Source organism: Microbulbifer marinus, assembly GCF_900107725.1.
Taxonomy (GTDB): domain Bacteria; phylum Pseudomonadota; class Gammaproteobacteria; order Pseudomonadales; family Cellvibrionaceae; genus Microbulbifer; species Microbulbifer marinus.
Genome location: NZ_FNQO01000001.1, coordinates 1,241,857 through 1,263,977, shown reverse-complemented (window position 1 = coordinate 1,263,977; position 22,121 = coordinate 1,241,857). Strand labels below are relative to the sequence as shown.

The window sequence follows — 22,121 nt, the reverse complement described above, 5'->3', positions numbered from 1 at the left end:
AGTGACTCAGGAAAACAGAATCGACCGCCGTTTCGCCAAACTGCGCGCCGAGGGCCGCAAGGCCCTGGTGACCTATATCGTCGCCGGCGATGGCGGTCTGGAAAACACCGTGCCGCTAATGCACCAACTGGTGGCCAGTGGCTCCGACCTGATCGAGCTGGGTGTGCCTTTCTCCGATCCGATGGCCGAGGGCCCGGTGATCCAGAAAGGACACGAGCGGGCGCTGGAGCACAAGACCTCGCTGCGCAAGTGCATGGAACTGGTCAAGGAGTTTCGCCAGCAGGATCAGGACACCCCGGTGATCCTGATGGGTTACGCCAACCCGATCGAAAAAATGGGGCCGGAAGCCTTTGCCGACGCCGCCAAGGCGGCCGGTGTCGACGGCGCCCTGACGGTGGACCTGTCGGCGGAAGAGGCCGGGCCGCTGAACAAGCTGCTGGGCGAGCGCAACCTGCGCAATATTTTCCTGCTGACGCCGACCACCAGAGATGAGCGTATCGAGTCTATCGTGCAGCTCGCCAGCGGCTTTGTCTATTATGTGTCCCTGAAAGGGGTGACCGGCGCCGGGCACCTGGATCCGGAATCGGTGCGCGACAATCTGGCGCGTATTCGCCGCTTTACCGATCTGCCGCTGTGCGTCGGTTTCGGTATCAAGGATGGCGCTTCCGCCAGGTCAGTCAGCGAGCACGGCGACGGCGCCGTGGTCGGCAGTGTGCTGGTATCCGCAATCGGCGAGGCGGCCGATGGGGCGGCGGCCAAGGATCGCGTTGCGGCACTGGTCGGTGAAATCCGCGCCGCCCTGGATCAGTGACCGGCTGGCCAGAAAGCCAAAAGCAGCGGCTGATCTGGCCGGGTTAGATAATTTGCATAGTGTTTTAATTCGCAGCCTGAAAGCCACCGACCGGTACAATGCGACCGGTCCATAAAAAGCATCGGGATTTGGAAATAAGATGAGCTGGTTAGAAAAGATTGTGCCCGCGGTTATCCGCACCGAGCGCCGCACCGGCGCCAGCAAAGTTCCCGAGGGCGTCTGGAAGAAGTGCGTCAAGTGCGACGCCATGCTGTATCGCCCGGAGCTGGAGCGCAACCTTGATGTGTGCCCCAAATGCGACCACCACATACGCATCGGTGCGCGGCGCCGCCTGGATATCTTCCTCGACGAAGAGGGCCGCGAAGAGCTGGCGACCGATGTGGAGCCGGTTGACCGCCTCAAGTTCAAGGATGTGAAAAAATACAAGGACCGCCTGACCCAGGCGCAGAAGGCGACCGGCGAAACCGATGCGCTGATTGCGATGCGCGGCACCCTGGAGGGGCGGCCGCTGGTGGCGGTGGCCTTTGAATTTGCCTTCCACGGCGGCTCCATGGGTTATGTGGTCGGCGAACGCTTTACCCGCGCGGCCCAGCGCGCGCTGGAAGAGGGCATCCCGCTGGTGTGCTTCTCCGCTACCGGTGGTGCGCGTATGCAGGAGGCGCTGATCTCGCTGATGCAGATGGCGAAGACCTCGGCGGTACTGGAAAAGATGAAGATGGCCGGCGTGCCCTATATCTCCATCATGACCGATCCGGTATATGGCGGCGTGTCTGCGTCACTGGCGCTGCTCGGCGATATCAATGCGGCCGAACCCGGTGCCCGCGCCGGCTTTGCGGGTCCGAACATTATCGAGCAGACCATTCGCCAGAAACTGCCCAAGGGTTTCCAGCGCAGCGAATTTTTGCTCGACCACGGCGCCATCGATATGATCATCCCGCGCGGCGAAATGCGTTCCACGGTATCGCGCCTGCTGGGTAAACTGAGCGGCGTCTGATCCCTACAGATCCATTTTGCGGAAGCGGCCCCTGGCTGTGATCCGGCTTTCCAGTAATATTGGAAACCGGTTGCGGCCAGAGGTAGATTTTTGCTCCTGCAAAATCTGCATTTCCGCCGTCCCTGGCGGTCGCCGCTTCTGCGTAACACGAAGCGAAATATGTCCACACTGCAAGACTGGCTCGCCCGCCTGGAGCGGCTGCATCCGACCGAGATCGAACTGGGGCTCGAGCGCGTGGCCGCGGTTGCGCGCGTTTTGGACGTCGAGAAACCGGCGCCGACGGTCATCACTGTGGCGGGTACCAACGGCAAGGGTTCCTGTGTCGCCACTATGGAGGCGCTGTTGCGGGCCGGTGGTCACTCGGTGGGAGCCTACAGTTCGCCGCACCTGCTGCGGTTCAATGAGCGGGTGCGAATCGACGGCAGCGAAGTCGATGATGCTGACCTGATCCAGGCTTTCGAGGCGGTGGAAGCTGCCCGCGGCCAGACCAGCCTTACCTACTTCGAGTTCACCACCCTGGCGGCGCTGTGGCTGTTCCGGCGTGCCGGCGTTGCATACGCACTGCTGGAAGTGGGGCTCGGCGGGCGCCTGGATGCGGTCAATCTGGTGGATGCGGATCTGGCCATCATCACCAGTGTGGCCATCGACCACGAGGCCTGGCTCGGCAGTGATCGCGAGGTGATTGGCCGCGAGAAGGCCGGCATACTGCGCCCGGGCAGTCCGTTTATCTGTGCCGATCCGCAACCGCCGTTGTCCGTCGTCTCCGCCGCGGCGAGCCTCGGGGCGCCGAGCTATTTCATCGGTCGTGATTTTACCGTCGACTGCTCTGCCGACGGCGAAAGTTACCGCTTCGGCGATCTCACCGTCGCAATTCCGCCGGTCAGTTTACCGCGCCCGAGTATCGTCGCGGCGATCACCGCGCTCGCCGTGCTGGAGGCACTGCCACCGCGGGGCGTGGACGAAGTGCTGGCCGACATCCGGCTGGCCGGCCGCTGCCAGCAGATCCGCTGGCGCGAGCGCTCGCTGCTGCTGGATGTCGGCCACAATCCGGCTGCGGCCGAATACCTGGCGCGCTGGCTCGACGCCAATCCGGTTACCGGCCAGACGCATGCACTGGTTGCGGTTATGGCGGACAAGGATCTGCCAGGACTGTTTACACCGCTGCGCGAGCAGGTCGACAGCTGGCACCCGGCGCTGCTGCCGGACAATCCCCGGGCGGCGGATTGTGCGGCGCTGCTGGGTGGATTGAAGGATGCCGGGGTGCTCGCGGACAAGGTGGACGAGCGCTGCCCGACGGTGGTCGACGGGCTGGAACGGCTGTTGGTGACCGCTGGTCCGCAAGACAGGTTGCTTGTCTTCGGATCCTTCTTTACTGTGGCGGAGGTTTTACAACAGATTCGAGAAGAGGGCGATGGCGAGTCGCGACCATAATCCGCCCCGCGGCGGGCGACTGAACGACGGCTTCAAGCAGCGCATCGTAGGTGCGCTGGTGCTGGTTGCGCTCGCTGTTATCTTCCTGCCGAGCCTGTTCGACCGCGAGGGTGCGCGTTATATCGACGTGACCAGCCAGATCCCGCCGGCACCGGATATTCGCCCGATCGAGATCGCCGCGCCGGAGCCCGTCGCCGGTGTGGCACCGGCCCCGGCGCCGGAGGCCGCCTTTCAGCCAGAAGTGCCGGAACAGTTTTCTAATCCAAAACGGGAAAGTGTGGCTTCCGTTGCAGAGTCCGATCAGGAAAAGACTGAACAGGCCGAAAAGCCGCAGGTAGAGAAAAAAGATCCCGCGCCGGTGCTCGATCCGCAGGGGCTGCCGATCGCCTGGGTGGTGCAAGTCGCGTCCTACCGCGACGAGGCCCGGGCCGACAAGCTGCGCGCCCGCCTGATGGACAAGGGCTACAAGGCCTACACCCGGGCTGTGACCACCAGCAAGGGGCAGTTTGTGCGGGTCTTCGTCGGCCCCAGCGTCAGCAAGGCGGATGCCCAGGCGGTCAAGCGGGAACTGGATCAACTGCTCAAGGCCCAGGCTCTGGTGCTACGCCTCAAGGCCTGATGCCGAGCCGCGTTGCCCCGTATCCGGTCATTCCGAACATTCCGGCTCCTAATTTCGAACGGTTATGCGTACAGCTTCACGCGCAGATGCGCTTCAGTTAGAATGCGCGCTCTTCGCGGCAGCAGCCGCCACGCAGGTAGGACTGGATGAACTGGGCTGACTGGACCATTCTGGCAATCGTGGCCATTTCCACGCTGATCGGTCTCAGTCGCGGCTTTGTGCGCGAAACCCTGTCCTTAGCTACCTGGGTCGCCGCTTTCGTGATCGCGATGATGTTCCGCGATCAGCTGGCACCGTTACTTTCCAATTTGGTGGACACTCCATCGCTGCAGGCAATCGCAGCCTTCGCCATCCTGTTTATCTTCACGCTGCTGGCCGGTGCCGGCCTGAACATGACCCTGTCCGCGTTCGTCGAAGCCACCGGCCTGTCCGGTACTGACCGGGTATTGGGGATGGTCTTCGGTTTATTGCGCGGCGCGATAGTCGTGATGGCGCTGCTGATACTGGCACCGGCACTGGTGCCGGTGGAAGAGGACAGCTGGTGGCGGGATTCGGCATTGATTCCCCATTTCCTCGCCTTCGAGGACAGCGCGCGGGATCTGGCCGCGGTCATCAAGGGCTTTTTTGTAAAATTGTTTTAAACGGGCGAGCCATCGCCCCTTCTCGACCATAGGGCCAAGACTATGTGTGGTATTGTCGGTATCGTCGGTAAGAGTGACGTCAATCTGCAGTTGTACGACGCACTCACCCTGTTGCAACACCGCGGGCAGGACGCCGCCGGCATCGTCACCTGTGACGACGACCGTCTGAACCAGCAGAAGGCCAACGGCTTGGTGCGCGACGTATTCCGCGCGCGCCACATGGAGCGCCTGAAGGGCAACTTCGGCATCGGCCATGTGCGCTACCCGACCGCCGGCAGTTCCGGCCCGGCGCTGGCCCAGCCCTTCTACGTCAACTCCCCCTACGGCATTGCCATGGCCCACAATGGCAACCTCACCAACGTGCGCGAAGTCGCCGAGGAAATCTTCCAGCAGGACCTGCGCCACATCAACACCGACTCGGACTCCGAAGTGTTGCTGAATGTCTTCGCCCACGAGCTGCACAAACAGCACAAGTTGCAGCCGAAAGCGGAGGACATCTTCACCGCGATGCGCGCGGTGCACAAACGCGTGCGCGGTGGCTACGCCTGTGTGGCGCTGATCGTCGGCTACGGTATCGTCGCTTTCCGCGACCCGCACGGTATCCGCCCACTGGTCTACGGCAAGCGCGAGACCGACAAGGGCACCGAATACATGGTGGCTTCCGAGTCAGTGGCACTGGACGTGCTGGGCTATACCCTGGTGCGCGATGTGGCGCCGGGCGAGGCGATCTATATCGAGCTGGACGGCACAGTCCACGCCGAGCAGTGCGCGGAGAATTCTTCGCTGAATCCGTGCATTTTCGAACACGTCTACTTCGCCCGTCCCGACTCCATCATGGACGGCGTATCCGTACACAAGGCGCGCCTGCGTCAGGGTGAGCACCTGGCGGACAAGATCCTGCGTGAGCGCCCGGATCACGATATCGACGTGGTGATCCCGATTCCGGATTCCGCCCGCACCGCCGGCCAGACGGTGGCTTACCGCCTGGGCGTGAAGTTCCGTGAAGGCATGGTGAAGAACCGTTATATCGGCCGCACTTTCATCATGCCGGGCCAGAAGCAGCGCAAGAAGTCCGTGCGCCAGAAGCTGAACGCCATCGAGCTGGAATTCCGCGGCAAGAATGTGTTGCTGGTGGACGATTCCATCGTGCGTGGCACCACCTGCAAGCAGATTATCCAGATGGCGCGCGAGGCAGGGGCGGCCAAGGTGTACTTCGCCTCCGCGGCACCGGCGGTGAAATACCCCAACGTCTACGGTATCGATATGCCGTCCGCCAGCGAGCTGGTGGCTCACGGCCGCACAACCGAGGAGGTGTGCGAGGAGATCGGGGCAGACTGGCTGATCTATCAGGACCTGCAGGACCTGGTGGAGAGCTCCGCCGAGGGCAACGAAAATATCGAGCAGTTCGACTGCTCGGTGTTCGACGGTAACTACGTTACCGGTGACGTTGACGAGAACTACCTGGAGCAGCTGCACGCCGCGCGTAACGACGCCGCCAAGCAGGGCAAAGGCAGCCAGGGCAGCCTGTAAGCAGCAACCTCTCCGGCGCCCCCGCCCGCGACGCGGAGGAGGGCGCCTTCCCACGCCAATTCGGGTAACATAACCGTCTTCCCAACAGCAGAGACCCGGGACGGTTTATGTTCGAAGACGACGGCTATTCACTGGATACCCTGGCGGTGCGCGCCGGGCAGGTTCGATCGCCGGAAGGCGAACACTCCGAGGCGATGTTCCTCACATCCAGTTATGTATTCCCCTCTGCCGCCGAAGCCGCGGCGCGTTTCTCCGGCGACAGCCAGGGCAACGTCTATTCCCGTTACACCAATCCGACCGTGCGCATGTTCGAACAGCGCATCGCGGCGCTCGAGGGCGGCGAGGCGGCGGTAGCCACTTCCAGCGGCATGGCGGCCATTCTCAGCCTGTGCATGGCGCTGCTGAAAAGCGGTGATCGCGTCATCTGCTCACGCAGCGTTTTTGGTACCACCACCGCTCTGTTCGGCCGCTATATGGAAAAATTCGGCGTGCGGGTGAGCTACGTGGATCTCACCGATATGGATGCCTGGAAAGGGGCCGTGGACGGATCCACCAAGCTGCTGTTTATGGAGACGCCGTCGAACCCGCTGTGTGAAGTCGCGGATATCGCCGCGCTCGCCGAGCTGGCCCACAGCGCCGGCGCACAGCTGGTGGTGGACAACTGTTTCTGTACCCCCGCACTGCAGCGCCCACTGGCGCTGGGCGCGGATATTGTCGTGCACTCGGCCACCAAGTACCTGGATGGCCAGGGCCGCTGTGTCGGCGGTGTCGCTGTGGGCAAAAAGGAAATCATGGACGAGCTGGTGGTGTTTCTGCGCACCGCCGGCCCGAGCATGAGCCCGTTCAATGCCTGGGTTTTCCTGAAGGGGCTGGAAACCCTGAACCTGCGTATGCAGGCCCACTCCCGCAATGCGTTGGCGCTGGCCTGGTGGCTGGACGAGCAGGCGGTGGTGGAAAAGGTCAACTACACCGGCCTGCCGAAGCACGCCGGCCACCTGTTGGCCGCCAAACAGCAGTCGGCCTTTGGCGGCGTGCTCAGTTTCACCGTCCGCGGTGGCCGTGAAGCGGCATGGAAAGTGATCGACAGCTGCAAGATCCTGTCCTGTACCGCCAACCTCGGCGATGCCAAGAGCACCATAGTGCATCCGGCTACCACCACCCATGGGCGCCTTTCTGAGGAGGACAAGGCACGCGCCGGGATCACCGAGAACCTGATCCGGATTTCCGTGGGGCTGGAGGATGTCGAGGACCTGCAGCGGGACCTGCTGCGGGGACTCGCGCAGCTGTAACTGGCGCGGTTTGTGACAGTAAGGGCAGAGCCCTTGTGTCAAACACCTATGATTAATAGTCGAGGTTGAATAACGCATCACCCGCGATGCGAAGCCCCGGCAGTGGGGCCGCCCCTGAGCCTGAATGAACGGGCCGCAAAGAAAAACCGAGCAGTAATGGATTTGCCGTGCAAAAGTTAATTTCCGCCATCGTCGCCGATATCGGCAAGGTTCTGTTGGGCAAGGATCATCAGGTCAAGCTGGCACTGGCCTGCCTGTTGTCCCGCGGTCACCTGTTGATCGAGGACCTGCCCGGCATGGGCAAGACCACGCTGGCGCACGCGCTGGCGCAGGTACTGGGGCTCTCCTACAAGCGGGTGCAATTCACTAGCGACATGCTGCCGGCGGATATCCTCGGGGTCTCCATCTTCGAGCGCGATTCCGGCCAGTTCCGCTTTCACGAGGGGCCGGTGTTCAGCCAGCTGCTGCTCGCGGACGAGATCAACCGCGCCTCCCCCAAGACCCAGAGTGCGTTGTTGGAGGCGATGGAAGAGCGCCAGGTCAGTGTCGATGGTGAGACGCGCCCGCTGCCGGAGCCCTTCTTCGTCATCGCCACCCAGAATCCACTGCATCAGTCGGGAACCTTCTCGCTACCGGAATCCCAGCTGGACCGCTTCCTGATGCGCATCAGTCTCGGTTATCCGACCCGCGAAGCGGAGCGGGCACTGTTCCTCGGCGCGGATCCGCGGGCGCAGCTGCAACAGCTGAAGCCGCGCGTCGATGTCACGGCATTGAAAAAGATGCAGGGCCTGGTGGGGCAGGTGAAGGCTTCGGAGAGCTTGCTCGACTATCTGGAGCGACTGGTGCTGCACACACGCCAGAGCCCGGAGTGTGCAGTGGGTCTTTCCCCGCGCGGCGCCCTGGCGTTGCTGCACGCGGCGCGTGCCTGGGCGCTGATCCACGGGCGTGGTCACCTGCTGCCGGAAGATATCCAGGCGGTGCTGCCTTCGGTAGCCGGACACCGCCTGCAGAGTGATTCCCATGGCGACTGGGGCGACGGCACCCAGTTGGTGGAGCGATTGATGCGCCAGGTCGACATTATCGCGGCCTGATTCGATGAGCTTCCCGAGCGATATTGCCCGCCCGATTGCCGACCGCTGGCGCGAGCTGATGCAGCGCTGGCTGAGCCGCCGCTCGCCGCCGTCGCGCAGCGTCACCCTGGATCACAGCAAGCTGTTTATCCTGCCTTCGCGCGCCGGTATGGGCTTCCTGCTCGTGGTCGCCCTGCTGTGGCTGCTCGGCACCAACTATGAGAACAACCTTGTCATCGCCCTGACTTTTCTGCTCGTCAGCCTGTTCGCGGTGCTACCGGTGCATACGTTTGCCAATCTCTCCGGCCTGCGGCTGCAACTGCTGGCAGCGCGCCCGGCCTTTGCCGGCGACTACGCTGAAGCGGATATCGATGTGAGCCGCAGCGGCAGCCGCGTGCGGGAGTGGATACGGGTCGGCTGGCCAGCGGAGGAGGGCGCTTATCTGGATCTGTACGAGCGCAGCAGCGCCGAGATCCGTGTCGCACTGCCGGTAGTGGCGCGCGGCAAGGTACGCGCACCGCGGTTACGCATAGAGAGCCGCTTTCCACTGGGACTGTTCCGCTGCTGGAGCTGGGTCGATCTGGATATCGAATTCCTGGTTTTCCCCCAGCCGCTGTCCGCCGGCCCCCTGCCGATCGGTGCGACGCTCAGTGACAGCGAATCCGACGATCTTTCCGTCGCGCCGCAGGCGCTTCGCGGCGGCGACGATTTTGCCGGCCTCAAGCCCTATCAGCCGGGAGATTCCCTGCGCCATCTGGCCTGGAAGCAGTATGCCGGTGGCCGCGATCTCTACAACAAGAACTACGAGAGCCATGCCGATACGCGCCTGTGGCTGGACTGGGAGCTGCTCGGCGGGCGCGACGTGGAGACCCGCCTTAGCAACCTGTGTCACTGGGCGCTGCAGGCTGAGCGACAGCAGATCGCCTACGGGTTGCGGATCCCCGGTAGCAAGCTGGCGCCGGCGCAGGGGGCCGATCATCTGCAGCGGGTGCTGACGGCACTGGCACTGTTTCCAGTGAAAGGGGGCGTCGGTGGCCAATCAAAGTGAGCTCCTGCCCCGCGAGAGCCTGTTGTGGATTTTCGCCGCCCAGTTCGCCGCGCTGCTGCCGCATTTCGCGCAGCTACCGCTGTGGATCGTGTGTGCCTGGGCCTTTGCCGTCTACTGGCGCCTCGAGGTCTTCCGCGGGCGCCGTGACCTGCCGGGGCGCACGGTAAAGCTGCTGGTCGTGGGGCTGACGGTTGCGGGCCTGGCACTGTCCTATCGGCGCTGGTTTGCGCTGGAGCCAATGGTGGCGTTACTGGCGATATCCTTCACACTGAAAAACCTCGAGCTGGTCAGCCGCCGCGATGCTTTTCTGAGCCTGTTACTGGCGTATTTCGTCGCTGCCACACTGTTTGTCTACGAGCAGACCATTCCCTATGCGCTCTACGGCACTGTCTGTGTGGTGGTGGTCACCGCCGCGCTGGCGGCGCAGCTGGGCCACTTCAGCGCGCGTCCGCGCCGGGCCCTGGGGCTATCCCTGCGCCTGCTGGCCCAGGCAGTGCCGCTGATGCTATTGCTGTTTATCGTGATGCCGCGCCTCGGGCCCCTGTGGGCGGTGCCACAGAATAATTCCGGCACCACTACCGGCATCAGCGACTCGATGACGCCCGGCGATTTCACCCGCCTGTCGAAGTCGGACAAGCCGGCCCTGCGCATTGCGTTCGACGGACCGATACCGCCGCCGGAACAGCGCTACTGGCGCGGTCTGGTCTACGCCGACTTTGACGGACGTCGCTGGAGCCAGGGATTCGGCGTGGATCCGCGCGAAGGCGGCGTCGTACGCTGGCAGGGTCGCGAGCAGAAGCTGCCGGAAGTGGGGCCGCGCTATCGCTACCGGGTGATACAGGAGGCCACCAATAATCCCTGGCTGTTCGCCATGGCACGGCCGATCTCCGACACCCGCGGCGTCGGTGAGACCGCCGATGACCGCCTCCTCAAGAAACGACCGGTATACAATCGCTTCGCCTATGATGTGCGTTCCTGGCCGCGCGAGACGCTCACCGATGACCGCGAGCTGAGCGATTTCGAATATCGCCGCTATCTGCAGCTGCCGCGCGGCGGCAACCCGCGCACCCGTGCCTGGGCGGAGGAGTTCCATGCTTCGGGCCTGGGGGCGGAGGAAATTTCCGCCCACGTACTGAAATATTTCAACCGCAGTTTCACTTACACCTTGAAGCCGCCGGCACTGGGGGCGGATTCCATCGACGATTTTCTGTTCGGCAGCCAGCAGGGGTTTTGCGAACACTTCGCCAGCAGCTACGTATTTACCATGCGTGCCGCGGGGGTGCCGGCACGGGTGGTGGCCGGCTATCAGGGCGGTGAGTGGGTCGAGCAGGAGGAATACCTGCTGGTGCGCGAATACGATGCGCACGCCTGGGCGGAAATCTGGCTTCCCGGGCGCGGCTGGCAGCGGGTGGATCCGACCGCTGCAGTCTCACCGGAACGCATTCGTGACGGTTTGCAGAGTGCCGCCGCCGATGAATTCATGCAGGATTCCCTGCTGCAGCTGCATCGCATCTCCGTGCTCAATCGGCTGCGGCTGGAGTGGGACATGATCAATTACCGCTGGTACCAGACAGTGGTGAGCTTCGACAGCGACAAACAGGAGAACCTGCTGAAGAAACTACTCGGTGAGGTCTCCCCGCTGCGTCTGGCGGCGTTCATCGCGGTGCCGGTTGCCTTGGCCCTGACCGGCATGTTGCTGTGGCTGTGGCTCAGCAACCGCGGCCGTCGCCTGCCGCCGGCGAGCCGGCTGTACCAGAAATTCTGTCGGCGTATGGCCCGCGCGGGTATCGCCCGCCGCCCCGGCGAAGCGCCGCGGGATTTTGCCCGCCGTGTAGGCATCGAGATGCCCGCGTTGGCACCGATGGTCGAGCGCATCACCGCCGCTTTTGAAAGGGCGGCCTATGGCGAGGATCCGGCGGCGGAGAAACAGCTGCGCCGGCTGCTGCGACAGTGGTCACCGCGAGCCAATTTTGTGTTTGGGCGAACCGCTGACGGCGGCCGCATCGCCACAGGCGAATAATCTCTGAACAAGCGTTTACTGATCATGCCTGCAAGACTGCAAAAATTCCTACTCGGTTACAGCGGCACCTCCCTGGCCACCGGCCTGCAGGTGATATTGCTGCCGTGGATTGCAGTCGCAGTGGTGGGACTGCCAGCGCTGCATCTGGGCTGGGTTCAGGCATCGGTGTTGCTGCCGAACCTGGTATTTCTGCTGTTCGCCGGGGCGCTGGCGGACAGGCGCGATTCCGCCGCGGTGGCCGCGCTGGCCGCCCTCGGGCTGGCGGTGTGCCACGGTGGGCTGTTGCTGTATTTCTCCTATCGCATTCCCAATCTGTTGCTGCTGCTGCTCTACGGTGCCTGTCTCGGCATCTGCACCGCTTTCCTGCAGCCCGCCCGCGACAACCTGGTACAGCGCAGTGCCCGCGACCGGCAGGGGCTTACCAGCGAGAGCCGGGTACAGAAAACAGTAACCTGGATGATGCTGGCCCAATACGGCGGCCAGGCGATCGGCATGTTACTGGCGAGCCGGTTTGACCAGTGGGGACCGCAGTTGTTGCTGGGTATCCAGGCCGCTGTCTTGTTGGTTGCGTCTGTATTTCTGTTCACTTTGCGGGAGAAAAGCCCGGCCGCACCGGCGGAGGATAAGTTGCCGCACGCGCTGATCCTCGACGGTTTGTCGCAGGCGTGGAGACGACCGGAACTGCGCGAACTGATTGCCTTGTTGGCATTCAACGGCTTCGTGCATATCGGTATCTTTCTAGTGGTACTGCCGCTACTGGCGGCGGACTACGGTCGCGGCGCCAGTTATTACGCCACGTTGCAACTGGCGTTTGTCACCGGTACCGTCGCCGCGACGGCGACCATGTTGCGGCGCGGCCAGGGCAGACAGCCGGGGCGGGGTATCCTGATGTGTCTGCTTTACAGCGCCGCGCTGATGGTTGCGATCAGCTTCGGCCCAACCCCTTTCGGCCTTATTCTGCTGTGCGCCTGCTGGGGCGCAGTGGCCGCGGCTTCGGCGGCCCTCGGGCGGGCGATAGTGCAACTATTTGCCCCGGCCGAGTTCCGCAGCCGGATTATTTCCATCTACCAGCTGGCGCTGTTCGGCTCGGCGGCGCTTGGCGCGCTGGCTGCGGGTGTGCTGAGTGAGTATGCGGCGCCGCTGACGACACTGCTGTGGGCGGGAATCCTCAGCCTGGTTGCTTTTGTGCTGGTCGCCTGGAGCGGCGCACTGCGGGGCGTGGAAGTCAGTGAAGGCGAGTAGCCTGAATGGATCCTAGCCACCCGCTTCCTTCACCAGGGCGAACAGCCAGTCTCTGAACACCTGAATCCGCTTCAACCGCGGCGAGGATTCATCGTACAGGAAGCTGTAACGAATACCGTTTTCGATTCGGTGTGGGAAGGGTTTCACCAGGGTCCCGGCCTCGATAAATTGTTTCGACAGTATATGTGACCCGAGGAAAATTCCGTGTCCGGACATCACCGCACTCAGGGCCACATCAAGATTGCTGACCTGCAGCCACTTGATTTCGCCGGCGGGGAAATCAAGTCCCGCCAGTTTTAGCCAGTCCGGCCAGCCAAACCCGGGCCGGTAATTTGCGTCGACTAGCCAGCACTCCTTGAGGTTTTCCGGATCCGTGAGATCCACGTGCTCCAGCAGTTGCGGCGAGCAGAGGGCGACCAGGGGATCCTCGAAGAGGATCGTCTGGTGCAGCTCGGATTGCTCGAAAAAGCCAAAGCGAATGGCCACGTCCATATCCCCGTGCCTTAAATCTTCGAGCCCGCTCGATGCCGCCACACGCACATCGATTTCCGGGTGCTGCTGGCGGAACTTCCACAGGTTGGGCATCAGCAGCATGGTCGCCATAGATTGGGTGGTGGTGATATTCAGGGTTCCTGGAACCGGCTCCGACTGGATCTGGTGTACGCCATCGACAATCGCCCGGAAGCCCTTGCTTAGCTGCCCGGCCAGCTGCCTGCCCTTGGTGGTCGGCTGCATGCTGCGGCCGCGGCGAACGAATAGCTTTACGCCCAGCACCTCCTCTATCTGGCGTATCTGCTGGCTGACCGCGGCCTGGGTCACATGTAATTCGTCTGCTGCCCTGGAATAGCTCTGATGTCGGGCGGCGGCCTCGACACAGCGCAGGGCAACCAGGTGGGACAGGACTTTAGACATAAGTTCTTCTTATAGTTAGCTTAAAATTAAATCGTTCGCTTCCCCGGCGAGGCAGCCGGAAAATGGCGCCCGTACTTTAACGGAAATGGAGAGCGAAGGATGTCGGTCAATTTCAATACTAGCAGTGAAAAGTGCAGAGCCACAGAGCTGCCAGCGGCCGAAACAGCGAAGAAAGCGCGGCGTAGGGAGTGGCTGCGCAATCGTCTGGCGAGGCTGCTGGGGGATACGGCGCGTGCGCTGGATCTAGAGGGTAGGTCACAGCTGAAATAATCACAGATTATGGGTGTTTGACCTATTGTGCCGGCCTTCACGGTCGGCAGATCCGGCAGACGTAGGTGGTTCTGGGTTAGAATGCCCCGCCGCAACGGGAACCGACTGCCGTTCCCGTTGCGAACACAGCGAGCAACTACCCGGCGCCGTCGAGCGCCAGCTCTACGGTAGAAGTTATTGATGAATAGTCTGTACAACTGGCGCCGCCCTGAAATTATGCTGTTGCTGCTGGCCACCGCCATGCCGCTGTCTTTCGGCGTCTGGCAAGCGCTGCTGAACAATTTTGTGATAGAGCGGGCGAGCTTTAGCGGGGCGGACATCGGTCTGTTACAGAGCGTGCGCGAGATACCCGGCTTTCTCGCGTTTAGCGTTATTTTCGTGCTGCTGCTGATACGCGAGCAGCGGCTGGCATTCCTCGCCCTGATCGCCACCGGCCTCGGCGTCGCACTCACCGGCTGGTTTCCGACGACGGCCGGCCTGCTGCTGACCACGCTGATCATGTCCACCGGTTTCCACTACTATGAATCCCTGCAGTCATCACTGGCCCTGCAGTGGCTGCCGAAAGAGACGTCGGCCATCTGGTTCGGGCGTATGCTGGCGGCCGGTTCGCTGGCGTCGCTGGCTGCCTACGGGCTGGTGTGGCTGACCTCCGACTGGCTCGATCTGGAATACCGCTGGATCTATATGCTGGGCGGCGGCATTACGATAGCGATAGTGACGCTGATCTGGCTGCTGTTTCCGAACTTTTCCCAGCCTCACAGCCAGCACAAGAAACTGATACTGCGCAGGCGCTACTGGCTCTACTATGCGTTGACATTTATGAGTGGCGCGCGCCGGCAGATCTTTGTGGTCTTTGCCGGCTTTCTGATGGTGGAGAAGTTCGGTTACAGCGTCGGTGACATCGCTCTGTTATTTATTCTCAACCACCTGCTGAACCTGTATGTCGCGCCGCGTATGGGGAGATTTATCGTGCGCTTTGGCGAGCGCAAGGCGCTGACCGTTGAGTATATCGGCCTGGCACTGGTATTCGGTGGCTACGCGCTGGTGGAGAGCGCGACGGCTGCGGCACTGCTCTATATCGTCGACCACCTCTTCTTCTCAATGGCGATCGCGATCAAGTCCTATTTCCAGAAGATCGTCGACGAGCGGGATATCGCCGCATCGGCCGCGGTGAGCTTTACCATCAACCATGTCGCGGCGGTGGTGATTCCCGTGCTGTTTGGGCTGCTGTGGCTGGCGTCGCCGGCGGCGGTGTTCTGGTGTGGCGCGGCCATGGCCGCCATCTCCCTGTTTCTTGCCCAGAATATTCCCGCTCTGCCCGCGCAGGGCAATGAAGTGCGGCTGGGGCGCCGCTTTGCGGCGGGGCAGCGGCTCGCCGGCTCAACATCGTGAAATTTCCTGATCAAAATATGGTCAGGTCTTCGCCATCTGCGACCAATAAGAAGAATTAGGTGTCAGATTGCTGTCCCACTCCGTTGTGGAGAATTAGACTCTTATCAATCACGGTGCAGAACAACGGCGAAAGGGCAGGGATAGGTCCGCTGTCGCATCGATACTAAAAATAATTTCGAGTCTCCGGGGCTTCATGACGGTTGGTTGAAGGGCCCACAATAACCCCGCAATCGAACTCTGATCGAGAGGCTAACGGACTTGGCAACGCCAACGGCGAACGGAAATCGCAGCCTTCTCCCAATCCCATCACCCATCTGGTTGCGGCGGGCGCTACTGTATTTGTTGCTGTTGGTACTGCCGCTATCCGGCGGTGTTGTTGCCGCAAATTCGGGTATTGATGATATTGCAAAGCGACGCGGCGACGTGGTTCTGAGCGGCGCCAGCAGTGGACCGCTCGGCGATCGCGCCAGCTATTTGGTGGAACACGATATGCCGCTCGATCTGACCGCTGCCCAACAGGCCCTGCGGCAGGGTGCCTTCCGGCGGCAGGACCGCCCGGCAGTCGGCTTCGGGATCGCGTCTCCGCCCGTGTGGCTGCACCTGGCGCTGATAAACTCCACTGACCGCCCGCTCACCTATCAACTGCTCCTGGGACTGCCGTGGCTCGACAATCTGGACGTACACCTGGTCCGCCAAGAGCGCCTGGAGCATCGCTGGCAGGGCGGCGATCTCGAGCGCGGAGCGCCGTTTCTGGTTCCGGCGATGGGGTATGCATTTCCCGTCGAGCTGTTGCCGGGGCGCACCGAGGTCTTTGTACGGGCGGAAACTGCCGAGGCTTTTCTGTTGCCTGTGTCGCTGCTGGTGCAGGAAGACCTTAGCGCGGCCAGTCGGGATTTCCGCTACCGCTATGGTGCCTTTTACGGTTTTCTGCTCGCGTTTGTTTTCTACAACCTGATGCTGTACTTCGGATTGCGGGATCGCAGTCACCTGTACTACGCGTTGTATGTACTGAGTTTTGTGGCACTCAGTGTGATTTATACCGGCCACGGCTTCAGTTGGTGGTGGCCGGAGCAGGTCGAATTCCAGCGCTATGCACTGTTCACCACCATGGTGTTATACGCCGCTGCCGGTCTGCTGTTTGCGGTGCGATTCCTGCAGCTCGACGGGGTGGCACCGCGGTACAGCTTTTGGATCAGGCGGCTGTCGTTTTTGGTGGTGGTCGCCATGGCACTGTTCGTTGCCACCGAGCAGCTCGATGCAGCAGTCTACCTGAGCTACGGCGTGTTTTCGGTGTTTACACTGGGCATGGTCCTGCTCGGTATTTTTGCCTACCTGCATGATAGAGCCAAGGGCTTTTACTTCCTGCCCGCAGTGTTGTGCAGCATGGCTGGTCTGGGTATCGGTTTGTTGACTGCCTTCGGCCTGCTGCCTGCAAACCCGTGGACCATCAGCGCGGTTGAGGTGGGTTTGATGCTCGAGGCAACGCTGCTTTCGCTTGCACTCGGCAGCCGCATGCGCCAACAGACTCAGGCCAGACACAGGGCCGAACAATTGGCACGAATCGACAGCCTGACTGGCCTGCTGAATCGCCGCGCCTTTCTCACAGACACCACGCCCGTCTGGAGTACCGCGGAACGTCACGGCCGCCCGATCAGTGTGATATTGCTGGATATAGACCACTTCAAGCGAGTAAACGATCGCTTTGGCCACGATTGCGGGGACCAAATCCTGCAGGAGGTGGCAAAACTGTTATTACAGAGCTGCCGCGAGGGCGATATCCTGGCGCGTTGGGGCGGTGAAGAATTTGTATTGCTGCTGCCGGAAACTGGCCTCGTACAGGCGACGGTGCTCGGAGAGCGGATTCGTCGCGGTATCGAGCGGCAACAGATTCTGGCGAAATCGCAGGGCGTTCCGCTGACGATCAGTCTCGGCGCCGCGCAGCGGCAGCCTGGGAATACCTTGAATGACTTGGTTGGCGTCGCCGATGAAAGGCTGTACGAGGCCAAGCGCTGTGGCAGAAATCAGATAGTGCCCCCGGTATTCGAACCGGTGTCGGCATAGGTATTTCCATGTTGATGACGAGTAATCTCCCGATGTTTTTCTTCGGTCGGCAACGTTGCCTGCTGTTGCTCGTCCTGTGCCTCTGCACCCTATTCACGAATAGTGTCCGGGCGCACCCGATCCTTGTCACCGAGCCGCACAGCACGCCGCTGGGAGCACACGCCAGCTTTCTGGTGGAGCATGGTCGCCCGCTGCAACTCAGGCAGGCTTACCGGGCCTGGCAGGACGGTCGGTTCGACCGCGGCGATTCCCCGATAGCCAGCTACGGCATCGGTTCATCGCCAGTATGGATGCAGTTCGACTTGCGCAATCCCAGCGCGGATTGGTTGCCGCAGACACTGACGCTCGGCAAGACCTGGATGGATCATCTTCACGTCTATTTGCTGCAGGATGGTCGCGTACTGCGCGCATGGAAAGCCGGCGATGGCCAGGCAGCCACCGCAGCCCTGGTACCGGGGGTGGGGTACCGGCTGCCTATGCAGTTGCCGCCCGGAGACAGCCAGGTCTTTATCCGCGCGCAGACGCCTGATCCTTTTGTGCTGTCCGTATTCCTGCGTTCGCAGGCGGAAACGTCCGCTGCGGAACACCGGGTGCAATATGGGTACGGCGTTTTGTTCGGCTTCCTGCTGGCGCTGATCTGCTACAACCTGATGCTGTATCTCGGTTTTCGTTCCCGCAGTTATCTTTACTACGCGCTATACCTGGCCAGCTTTATCGGCATGTGCCTGAGCTATAGCGGCCACGGTTTCAGTTGGTGGTGGCCAGAAGCGCCGGGCTTCCAGCGCTTTGTCATTCTCGGTTCGATGGTGCTGTATGGGTGTTGCGGTTTCCTGTTTGCAAGTTGCTTTCTGAAACTGCAAGAACATGCACCAACAGTCCGACGGTGGGTGATCGCCTTTTGCGTGGCCGCGTTGATACTGATGGTGCATTTTGTCTGGATCGGGAGTCATGTGGATGCCGCCGTGTTGGCATTCAATTTTGTCACTCTCTTTTCTGTCACGATGGTTCTACTCGGTGTTCTGTCGATCAGACACGGGCAGCGGGAGGGTCGTTACTTCCTCGGTGCCGCGCTGTGCAGCATGCTCGGGGTAGCGGCGACTGCGCTCTCGGTCAGGGGCGTGATTCCGATGACGGCGGTAACTTTCCACGGAGTTGAATTCGGCATCATGCTCGAGGCAACGCTACTGTCCCTTGCGTTGGCACGTCAGATGCGCTCGCAAGAGGAAGCGCTCAGAAATGCACGGCGACTATACCGCATCGACTCGCTCACCGGGCTGCCCAACCGCTGCGCCTTTTATGAGGATACGCTCGGTATCTGGAGCACTGCTGTACGTCACGATCGTCCGCTCAGCGTGATTATGCTGGATATTGACCACTTCAAGGACGTAAACGACCATCATGGCCATCAGTTCGGCGATCAGGCTTTGGTGGCGATCGGTGATCTGCTTGCCGGCAGCTGCCGGGCGGGGGACCGGGTGGCGCGCTGGGGCGGTGAGGAATTTGTGCTGCTGCTACCGGAGACCACACTGGCACAGGCCTGCAGGTTCGCCGAGCGCCTGCGTCGCGCGATTGGCAACTGTCAATTAGTGAAGGGCAACAATCGTATTCGCCTGTCTGCCAGTTTCGGTGTGGTTCAGCGCGGATATCAGGCTTCGTTGAACGAGCTGCTCCGCGAGGCCGACCGGAAGCTATATGAAGCCAAGCAGCAGGGCCGCAATTGTGTCGTATCCGCTCGGTCACTGGAGACTGCCTGAGCCGATCTTCAACTGTGCTGCGGCATTACCAGCGATTGGTAATCCACAGCGTTTGGTAGGGCTGCAGAGTCACCGATCCCAGCATGTCCTCAAAAATCTGGTCGCTGACCAGATCCTTCCAGCGGTCTGTGCCTATCAGATTGATACTGGAAAACGGCACCGTCTGTGGCGCGTCGGAAATATTATTCAGGCAGAAGATGCTCTGGCGGCGGTTGATGCTCTGTCGCCAGAAGGCAAATATCTGCTCGCCCAGATGCAGCGTGAATTGGGTGGCGTTGGGGTGAAAGGCCGGTTGCTCGCGCCGCAATTTGATCAGGTGGCGCAACTGGTAGAAAACCTTATGGTGGTGAGTCGTCGGATCTTTCAGTTTCTGGTTGAGCTCTGATTCCTGCCACTGCCGCCGGTTGATAGCACGATTGTGACCGTGTTCCAGCATGCGCTGATAGTCGTTGGTAGTCCCGACGAGGCTGTGCAGGTAAAAAGCAGGGACGCCCTCCAGTGCCAGCATGATCGCGTGCGCACAGATAAAGCGGTCAATCTGCCACTCGTCCTCACCGGCGGTGGTGCCTTTCAGGGCATCGAATAGCGATATATTGATTTCGTAGGGTTTCTTGTTGCCATCGTCCAGAGCGCGCCAGGAAATCTGCCCACCGAAATTTTCCATGGTCTGGATCAGTGTCTCCTGCTCGTCGTCAGTCAGGAGCCCTTCCACAGGCCGCAATCCGATGCCGTCGTGAGAGGCGATGAAGTTGAAGTAGGTGGTACCGTTCTGTGCCGGCGGCATACTCATCAGCCAGTTCTTCAGATAGCGGCAGTTGCCGCTGACCAAACTGTTGACCAGTAGCGGCGGCAGGGAGAAATTATAAATCCAGTGTGCTTCATTGGCGTTACCGAAATAGGACAGGTTTTCCCGATTTGGAATATTGGTTTCGGTGATAATCACCGCGTTTGGATCTGCGTATTCGATCAGGCTGCGCAGGAGGCGCACGATTTCATGGGTCTCCTCCAGATTGATGCAGCTGGTGCCGATTTTCTTCCACAGAAAGGCCACCGCATCCAGACGAAAAATACGTACGCCCATATCCAGGTAGAGGCGGATAATATCCACCATTTCCAGCAATACCTGTGGATTGCGAAAATCCAGATCTATCTGGTCGTGGCCGAAGGTACACCAGACACATTTACTGGAACTGCCATTGGATACGGCACGCAGTAGCGGGGTCGTTCTGGGTCGTACCACGCCGGACAGGTTTTCATTGGGATCCACGGTGAAAAAGTAATCATTACCCGGCGACTTGCCCTGCTGGAAGTTGATAAACCACTCGTGCTGGGCAGAGCAGTGGTTGATGACCAGATCCGCCATCAGGTGAAAGTCGGTGCTGATCCGCAGCACGTCGCTCCAGTCGCCCAGTTTTGGGTTTACCTGCTTGTAATCAACCACCGCAAAACCGTCGTCACTGGAGTAGGGGAAGAACGGCAGTATATGCACGCTGTTTATCAGCATGGTGAAGTGGGTCTTAAGGAAGTGGTGCAGCGCTTTCAGCGGATGCTGTTTTTCGCTCAGGATTGTATTGCCGTAGGTGATCACCACTACGTCGGTTTCATCCCACAGGTTTTTGTGTGGCAATGGGCTCTGGCAGTCCTCGTCCAGGCGCATTACGTGCATCAGCTTCTGTGCCAGCTTGTCGCCGTCCTTGTCCGGATAGATAACCGCCAGGTGATCATGCAGTTTCTTCTCGATGATCTCGCGCGAGCACTCTTGCAGTGGGGTCTGAGTCATATGCCGGTCGCTAGTTGCTGTATTCCTCGAAGTCCGCCTCCACTGCCGCCTGCAATTCCTGCAGGAAGCCCGGCGCGGCGCTGGTGATGCGGCTCCAGCTGGGGATGAAGGGGGTCTCCATGGGGTTGTCCAGGAAGGCTTGACCGGCCTTCATCAGGTTTTTGGCAAACAGTTCCACCGTCTGTTCCTCGCGGTGAATATCAAAATTCAGACCATTGATAATAGCGTCGTTGCGGTAGGTCTCCACGAAGTCCAGTGCGATGCGGAAGTAGGTTGCCTTGATCGAGCGGAAGATTTCGCTGGAAAAGACGGTGCCCTGAGTGGCGAGCTTGCGGAATAGCGACTTGGCGATATCGATCGACATTTTCGATAGGCCGGCATGGTCATCATTGAAGGAGACTGTCTGGTGCTTGTGGTCGTAGGCGTGGGCAATATCTACCTGGCAGAGATGGTTGGTGGAGTAATTGCGGTACATCTCAGACAGCACGCCGATTTCCAGCCCCCAGTCACTGGGGATATGCAGATCGTTGATTACATCCCGGCGGAAGGAAAATTCCCCGGCAAGTGCGTAGCGGAAGCTGTCCATATAGGTAAGATAATCGGTGTGGCCGTAGATCTTCATCAGTGTGCGGATCAGCGGCGTCACCAGCAGCCGGCAGACGCGGCCGTTGATCTTGCTGGCGGCGACACGGGAGTAATATCCCTTGCAGAATTCATAGCTGAAATTGGGGTTGGCAACCGGATAGAACAGCCGCGCCAACAGCATCCTGTCATAGGTCAGGATATCGCAGTCGTGCAGGGCGACGGCTTCCCCCTTGCCGGACGCGAGGATATAGCCGAGACAGTACCAGACGTTGCGCCCCTTGCCGGGCTCGACCGGTGCGAGACCGCGCTCCTGCAGCTTCGCGTCCAGTTCCCGCAGGCGCGGTCCGTCGTTCCACAGCACGCGCACATGCTGTGGCAGGCGCGTGAACTGGACCAGCGCGTCCCGGTACTGGGTTTCGTCGGCGCGATCGAGGCCGATCACTATCTCCGACAAATAGGGTACTTGCGCCAGCTGATCGAGAATTCGAGGCAGCGCCTCGCCCTCCAGTTCCGAGTAGAGCGATGGTAACAACAGCGACATGGGACGCTGGCGTGAGAATTCCATCAGCTCGCGCTCCATTTCCTCCAGCGGACGCTTGGAGAGGTTGTGCAGCGTGGTGATGGATCCATTTTGGAAAAAGTCGGTCACTGGGTGCTCCTGATCGGATTATC

The 22,121-nt window shown here is 60.9% G+C and carries 17 protein-coding genes; 14 read left to right on the top strand and 3 right to left on the bottom strand.

Features of this window, described 5'->3' with window-relative positions; all coding sequences use genetic code 11:
* Nucleotide 1 precedes the first annotated feature (1 nt).
* From trpA to BLW36_RS05440, 11 genes are all read left to right on the top strand, one after another.
* A complete protein-coding gene (trpA, locus tag BLW36_RS05490) occupies nucleotides 2–811 on the top strand; it encodes a tryptophan synthase subunit alpha (RefSeq protein WP_091385938.1) in 810 nt (269 codons plus the stop codon).
* Nucleotides 812–950: 139 nt separating this feature from the next.
* A complete protein-coding gene (gene accD, locus BLW36_RS05485) occupies nucleotides 951–1,805 on the top strand; it encodes an acetyl-CoA carboxylase, carboxyltransferase subunit beta (RefSeq protein WP_091385936.1) in 855 nt (284 codons plus the stop codon).
* 159 nt (nucleotides 1,806–1,964) lie between these two features.
* Entirely contained in the window at nucleotides 1,965–3,236 is a 1,272-nt protein-coding gene (gene folC, locus BLW36_RS05480; RefSeq protein WP_091385934.1) for a bifunctional tetrahydrofolate synthase/dihydrofolate synthase, read from the top strand.
* Entirely contained in the window at nucleotides 3,217–3,855 is a 639-nt protein-coding gene (locus BLW36_RS05475) for an SPOR domain-containing protein (protein ID WP_091385932.1), read from the top strand. The genes folC and BLW36_RS05475 overlap by 20 nt, the downstream gene beginning before the upstream one ends.
* 146 nt (nucleotides 3,856–4,001) lie before the next feature.
* Complete coding sequence (locus BLW36_RS05470) at nucleotides 4,002–4,496, top strand: CvpA family protein (protein ID WP_091385930.1); 495 nt, start codon at nucleotides 4,002–4,004, stop codon at nucleotides 4,494–4,496.
* 42 nt (nucleotides 4,497–4,538) lie between these two features.
* Entirely contained in the window at nucleotides 4,539–6,026 is a 1,488-nt protein-coding gene (purF, locus tag BLW36_RS05465) for an amidophosphoribosyltransferase (protein WP_091385927.1), read from the top strand.
* Nucleotides 6,027–6,133: 107 nt separating this feature from the next.
* Entirely contained in the window at nucleotides 6,134–7,315 is a 1,182-nt protein-coding gene (locus tag BLW36_RS05460; RefSeq protein WP_091385925.1) for an O-succinylhomoserine sulfhydrylase, read from the top strand.
* A 167-nt stretch (nucleotides 7,316–7,482) separates the two neighbouring features.
* Nucleotides 7,483–8,406, top strand: coding sequence for an AAA family ATPase (locus BLW36_RS05455; protein ID WP_091385923.1), 924 nt, complete (start codon nucleotides 7,483–7,485; stop codon nucleotides 8,404–8,406).
* Nucleotides 8,407–8,410: 4 nt separating this feature from the next.
* Entirely contained in the window at nucleotides 8,411–9,433 is a 1,023-nt protein-coding gene (locus tag BLW36_RS05450; protein WP_091385921.1) for a DUF58 domain-containing protein, read from the top strand.
* On the top strand, nucleotides 9,417–11,453 hold the full coding sequence (locus tag BLW36_RS05445) for a transglutaminase TgpA family protein (protein WP_091385919.1): 2,037 nt from the start codon (nucleotides 9,417–9,419) through the stop codon (nucleotides 11,451–11,453). Before BLW36_RS05450 ends, BLW36_RS05445 begins: the two co-directional genes overlap by 17 nt.
* A 24-nt stretch (nucleotides 11,454–11,477) precedes the next feature.
* Nucleotides 11,478–12,695 (top strand): MFS transporter, encoded by a 1,218-nt coding sequence (locus BLW36_RS05440; protein WP_091385917.1) that lies wholly within the window; start codon nucleotides 11,478–11,480, stop codon nucleotides 12,693–12,695.
* A 12-nt stretch (nucleotides 12,696–12,707) separates the two neighbouring features.
* Here the strand turns inward: BLW36_RS05440 and BLW36_RS05435 are convergent, their stop codons facing one another.
* Nucleotides 12,708–13,607 carry a LysR substrate-binding domain-containing protein gene (locus tag BLW36_RS05435; protein ID WP_091385915.1) on the bottom strand — a complete coding sequence of 300 codons (900 nt, stop codon included), beginning with the start codon at nucleotides 13,605–13,607 and terminating at the stop codon, nucleotides 12,708–12,710.
* A 450-nt stretch (nucleotides 13,608–14,057) separates the two neighbouring features.
* Here BLW36_RS05435 and BLW36_RS05430 point away from each other — a divergent pair, with 450 nt between their 5' ends.
* The 3 genes from BLW36_RS05430 to BLW36_RS05420 all read left to right on the top strand — a co-directional run bounded on the left by BLW36_RS05430 (nucleotide 14,058) and on the right by BLW36_RS05420 (nucleotide 19,084).
* Nucleotides 14,058–15,269: an MFS transporter gene (locus tag BLW36_RS05430; protein ID WP_091385913.1), complete on the top strand. Its 1,212-nt coding sequence runs from the start codon at nucleotides 14,058–14,060 to the stop codon at nucleotides 15,267–15,269.
* Between the two features lie 339 nt (nucleotides 15,270–15,608).
* Entirely contained in the window at nucleotides 15,609–17,330 is a 1,722-nt protein-coding gene (locus BLW36_RS05425) for a diguanylate cyclase (RefSeq protein ID WP_139304823.1), read from the top strand.
* A gap of 14 nt (nucleotides 17,331–17,344) precedes the next feature.
* Nucleotides 17,345–19,084, top strand: coding sequence for a sensor domain-containing diguanylate cyclase (locus BLW36_RS05420; protein WP_170833125.1), 1,740 nt, complete (start codon nucleotides 17,345–17,347; stop codon nucleotides 19,082–19,084).
* A 25-nt stretch (nucleotides 19,085–19,109) separates the two neighbouring features.
* Here the strand turns inward: BLW36_RS05420 and BLW36_RS05415 are convergent, their stop codons facing one another.
* Nucleotides 19,110–20,864 (bottom strand): alpha-amylase family glycosyl hydrolase, encoded by a 1,755-nt coding sequence (locus BLW36_RS05415; RefSeq protein ID WP_091385907.1) that lies wholly within the window; start codon nucleotides 20,862–20,864, stop codon nucleotides 19,110–19,112.
* Nucleotides 20,865–20,874: 10 nt separating this feature from the next.
* The gene (locus BLW36_RS05410; protein WP_091385905.1) at nucleotides 20,875–22,098 is read right to left on the bottom strand and encodes a glycosyltransferase family protein; all 1,224 of its coding nucleotides are present in this window, start codon (nucleotides 22,096–22,098) and stop codon (nucleotides 20,875–20,877) included.
* Nucleotides 22,099–22,121 lie beyond the last annotated feature (23 nt).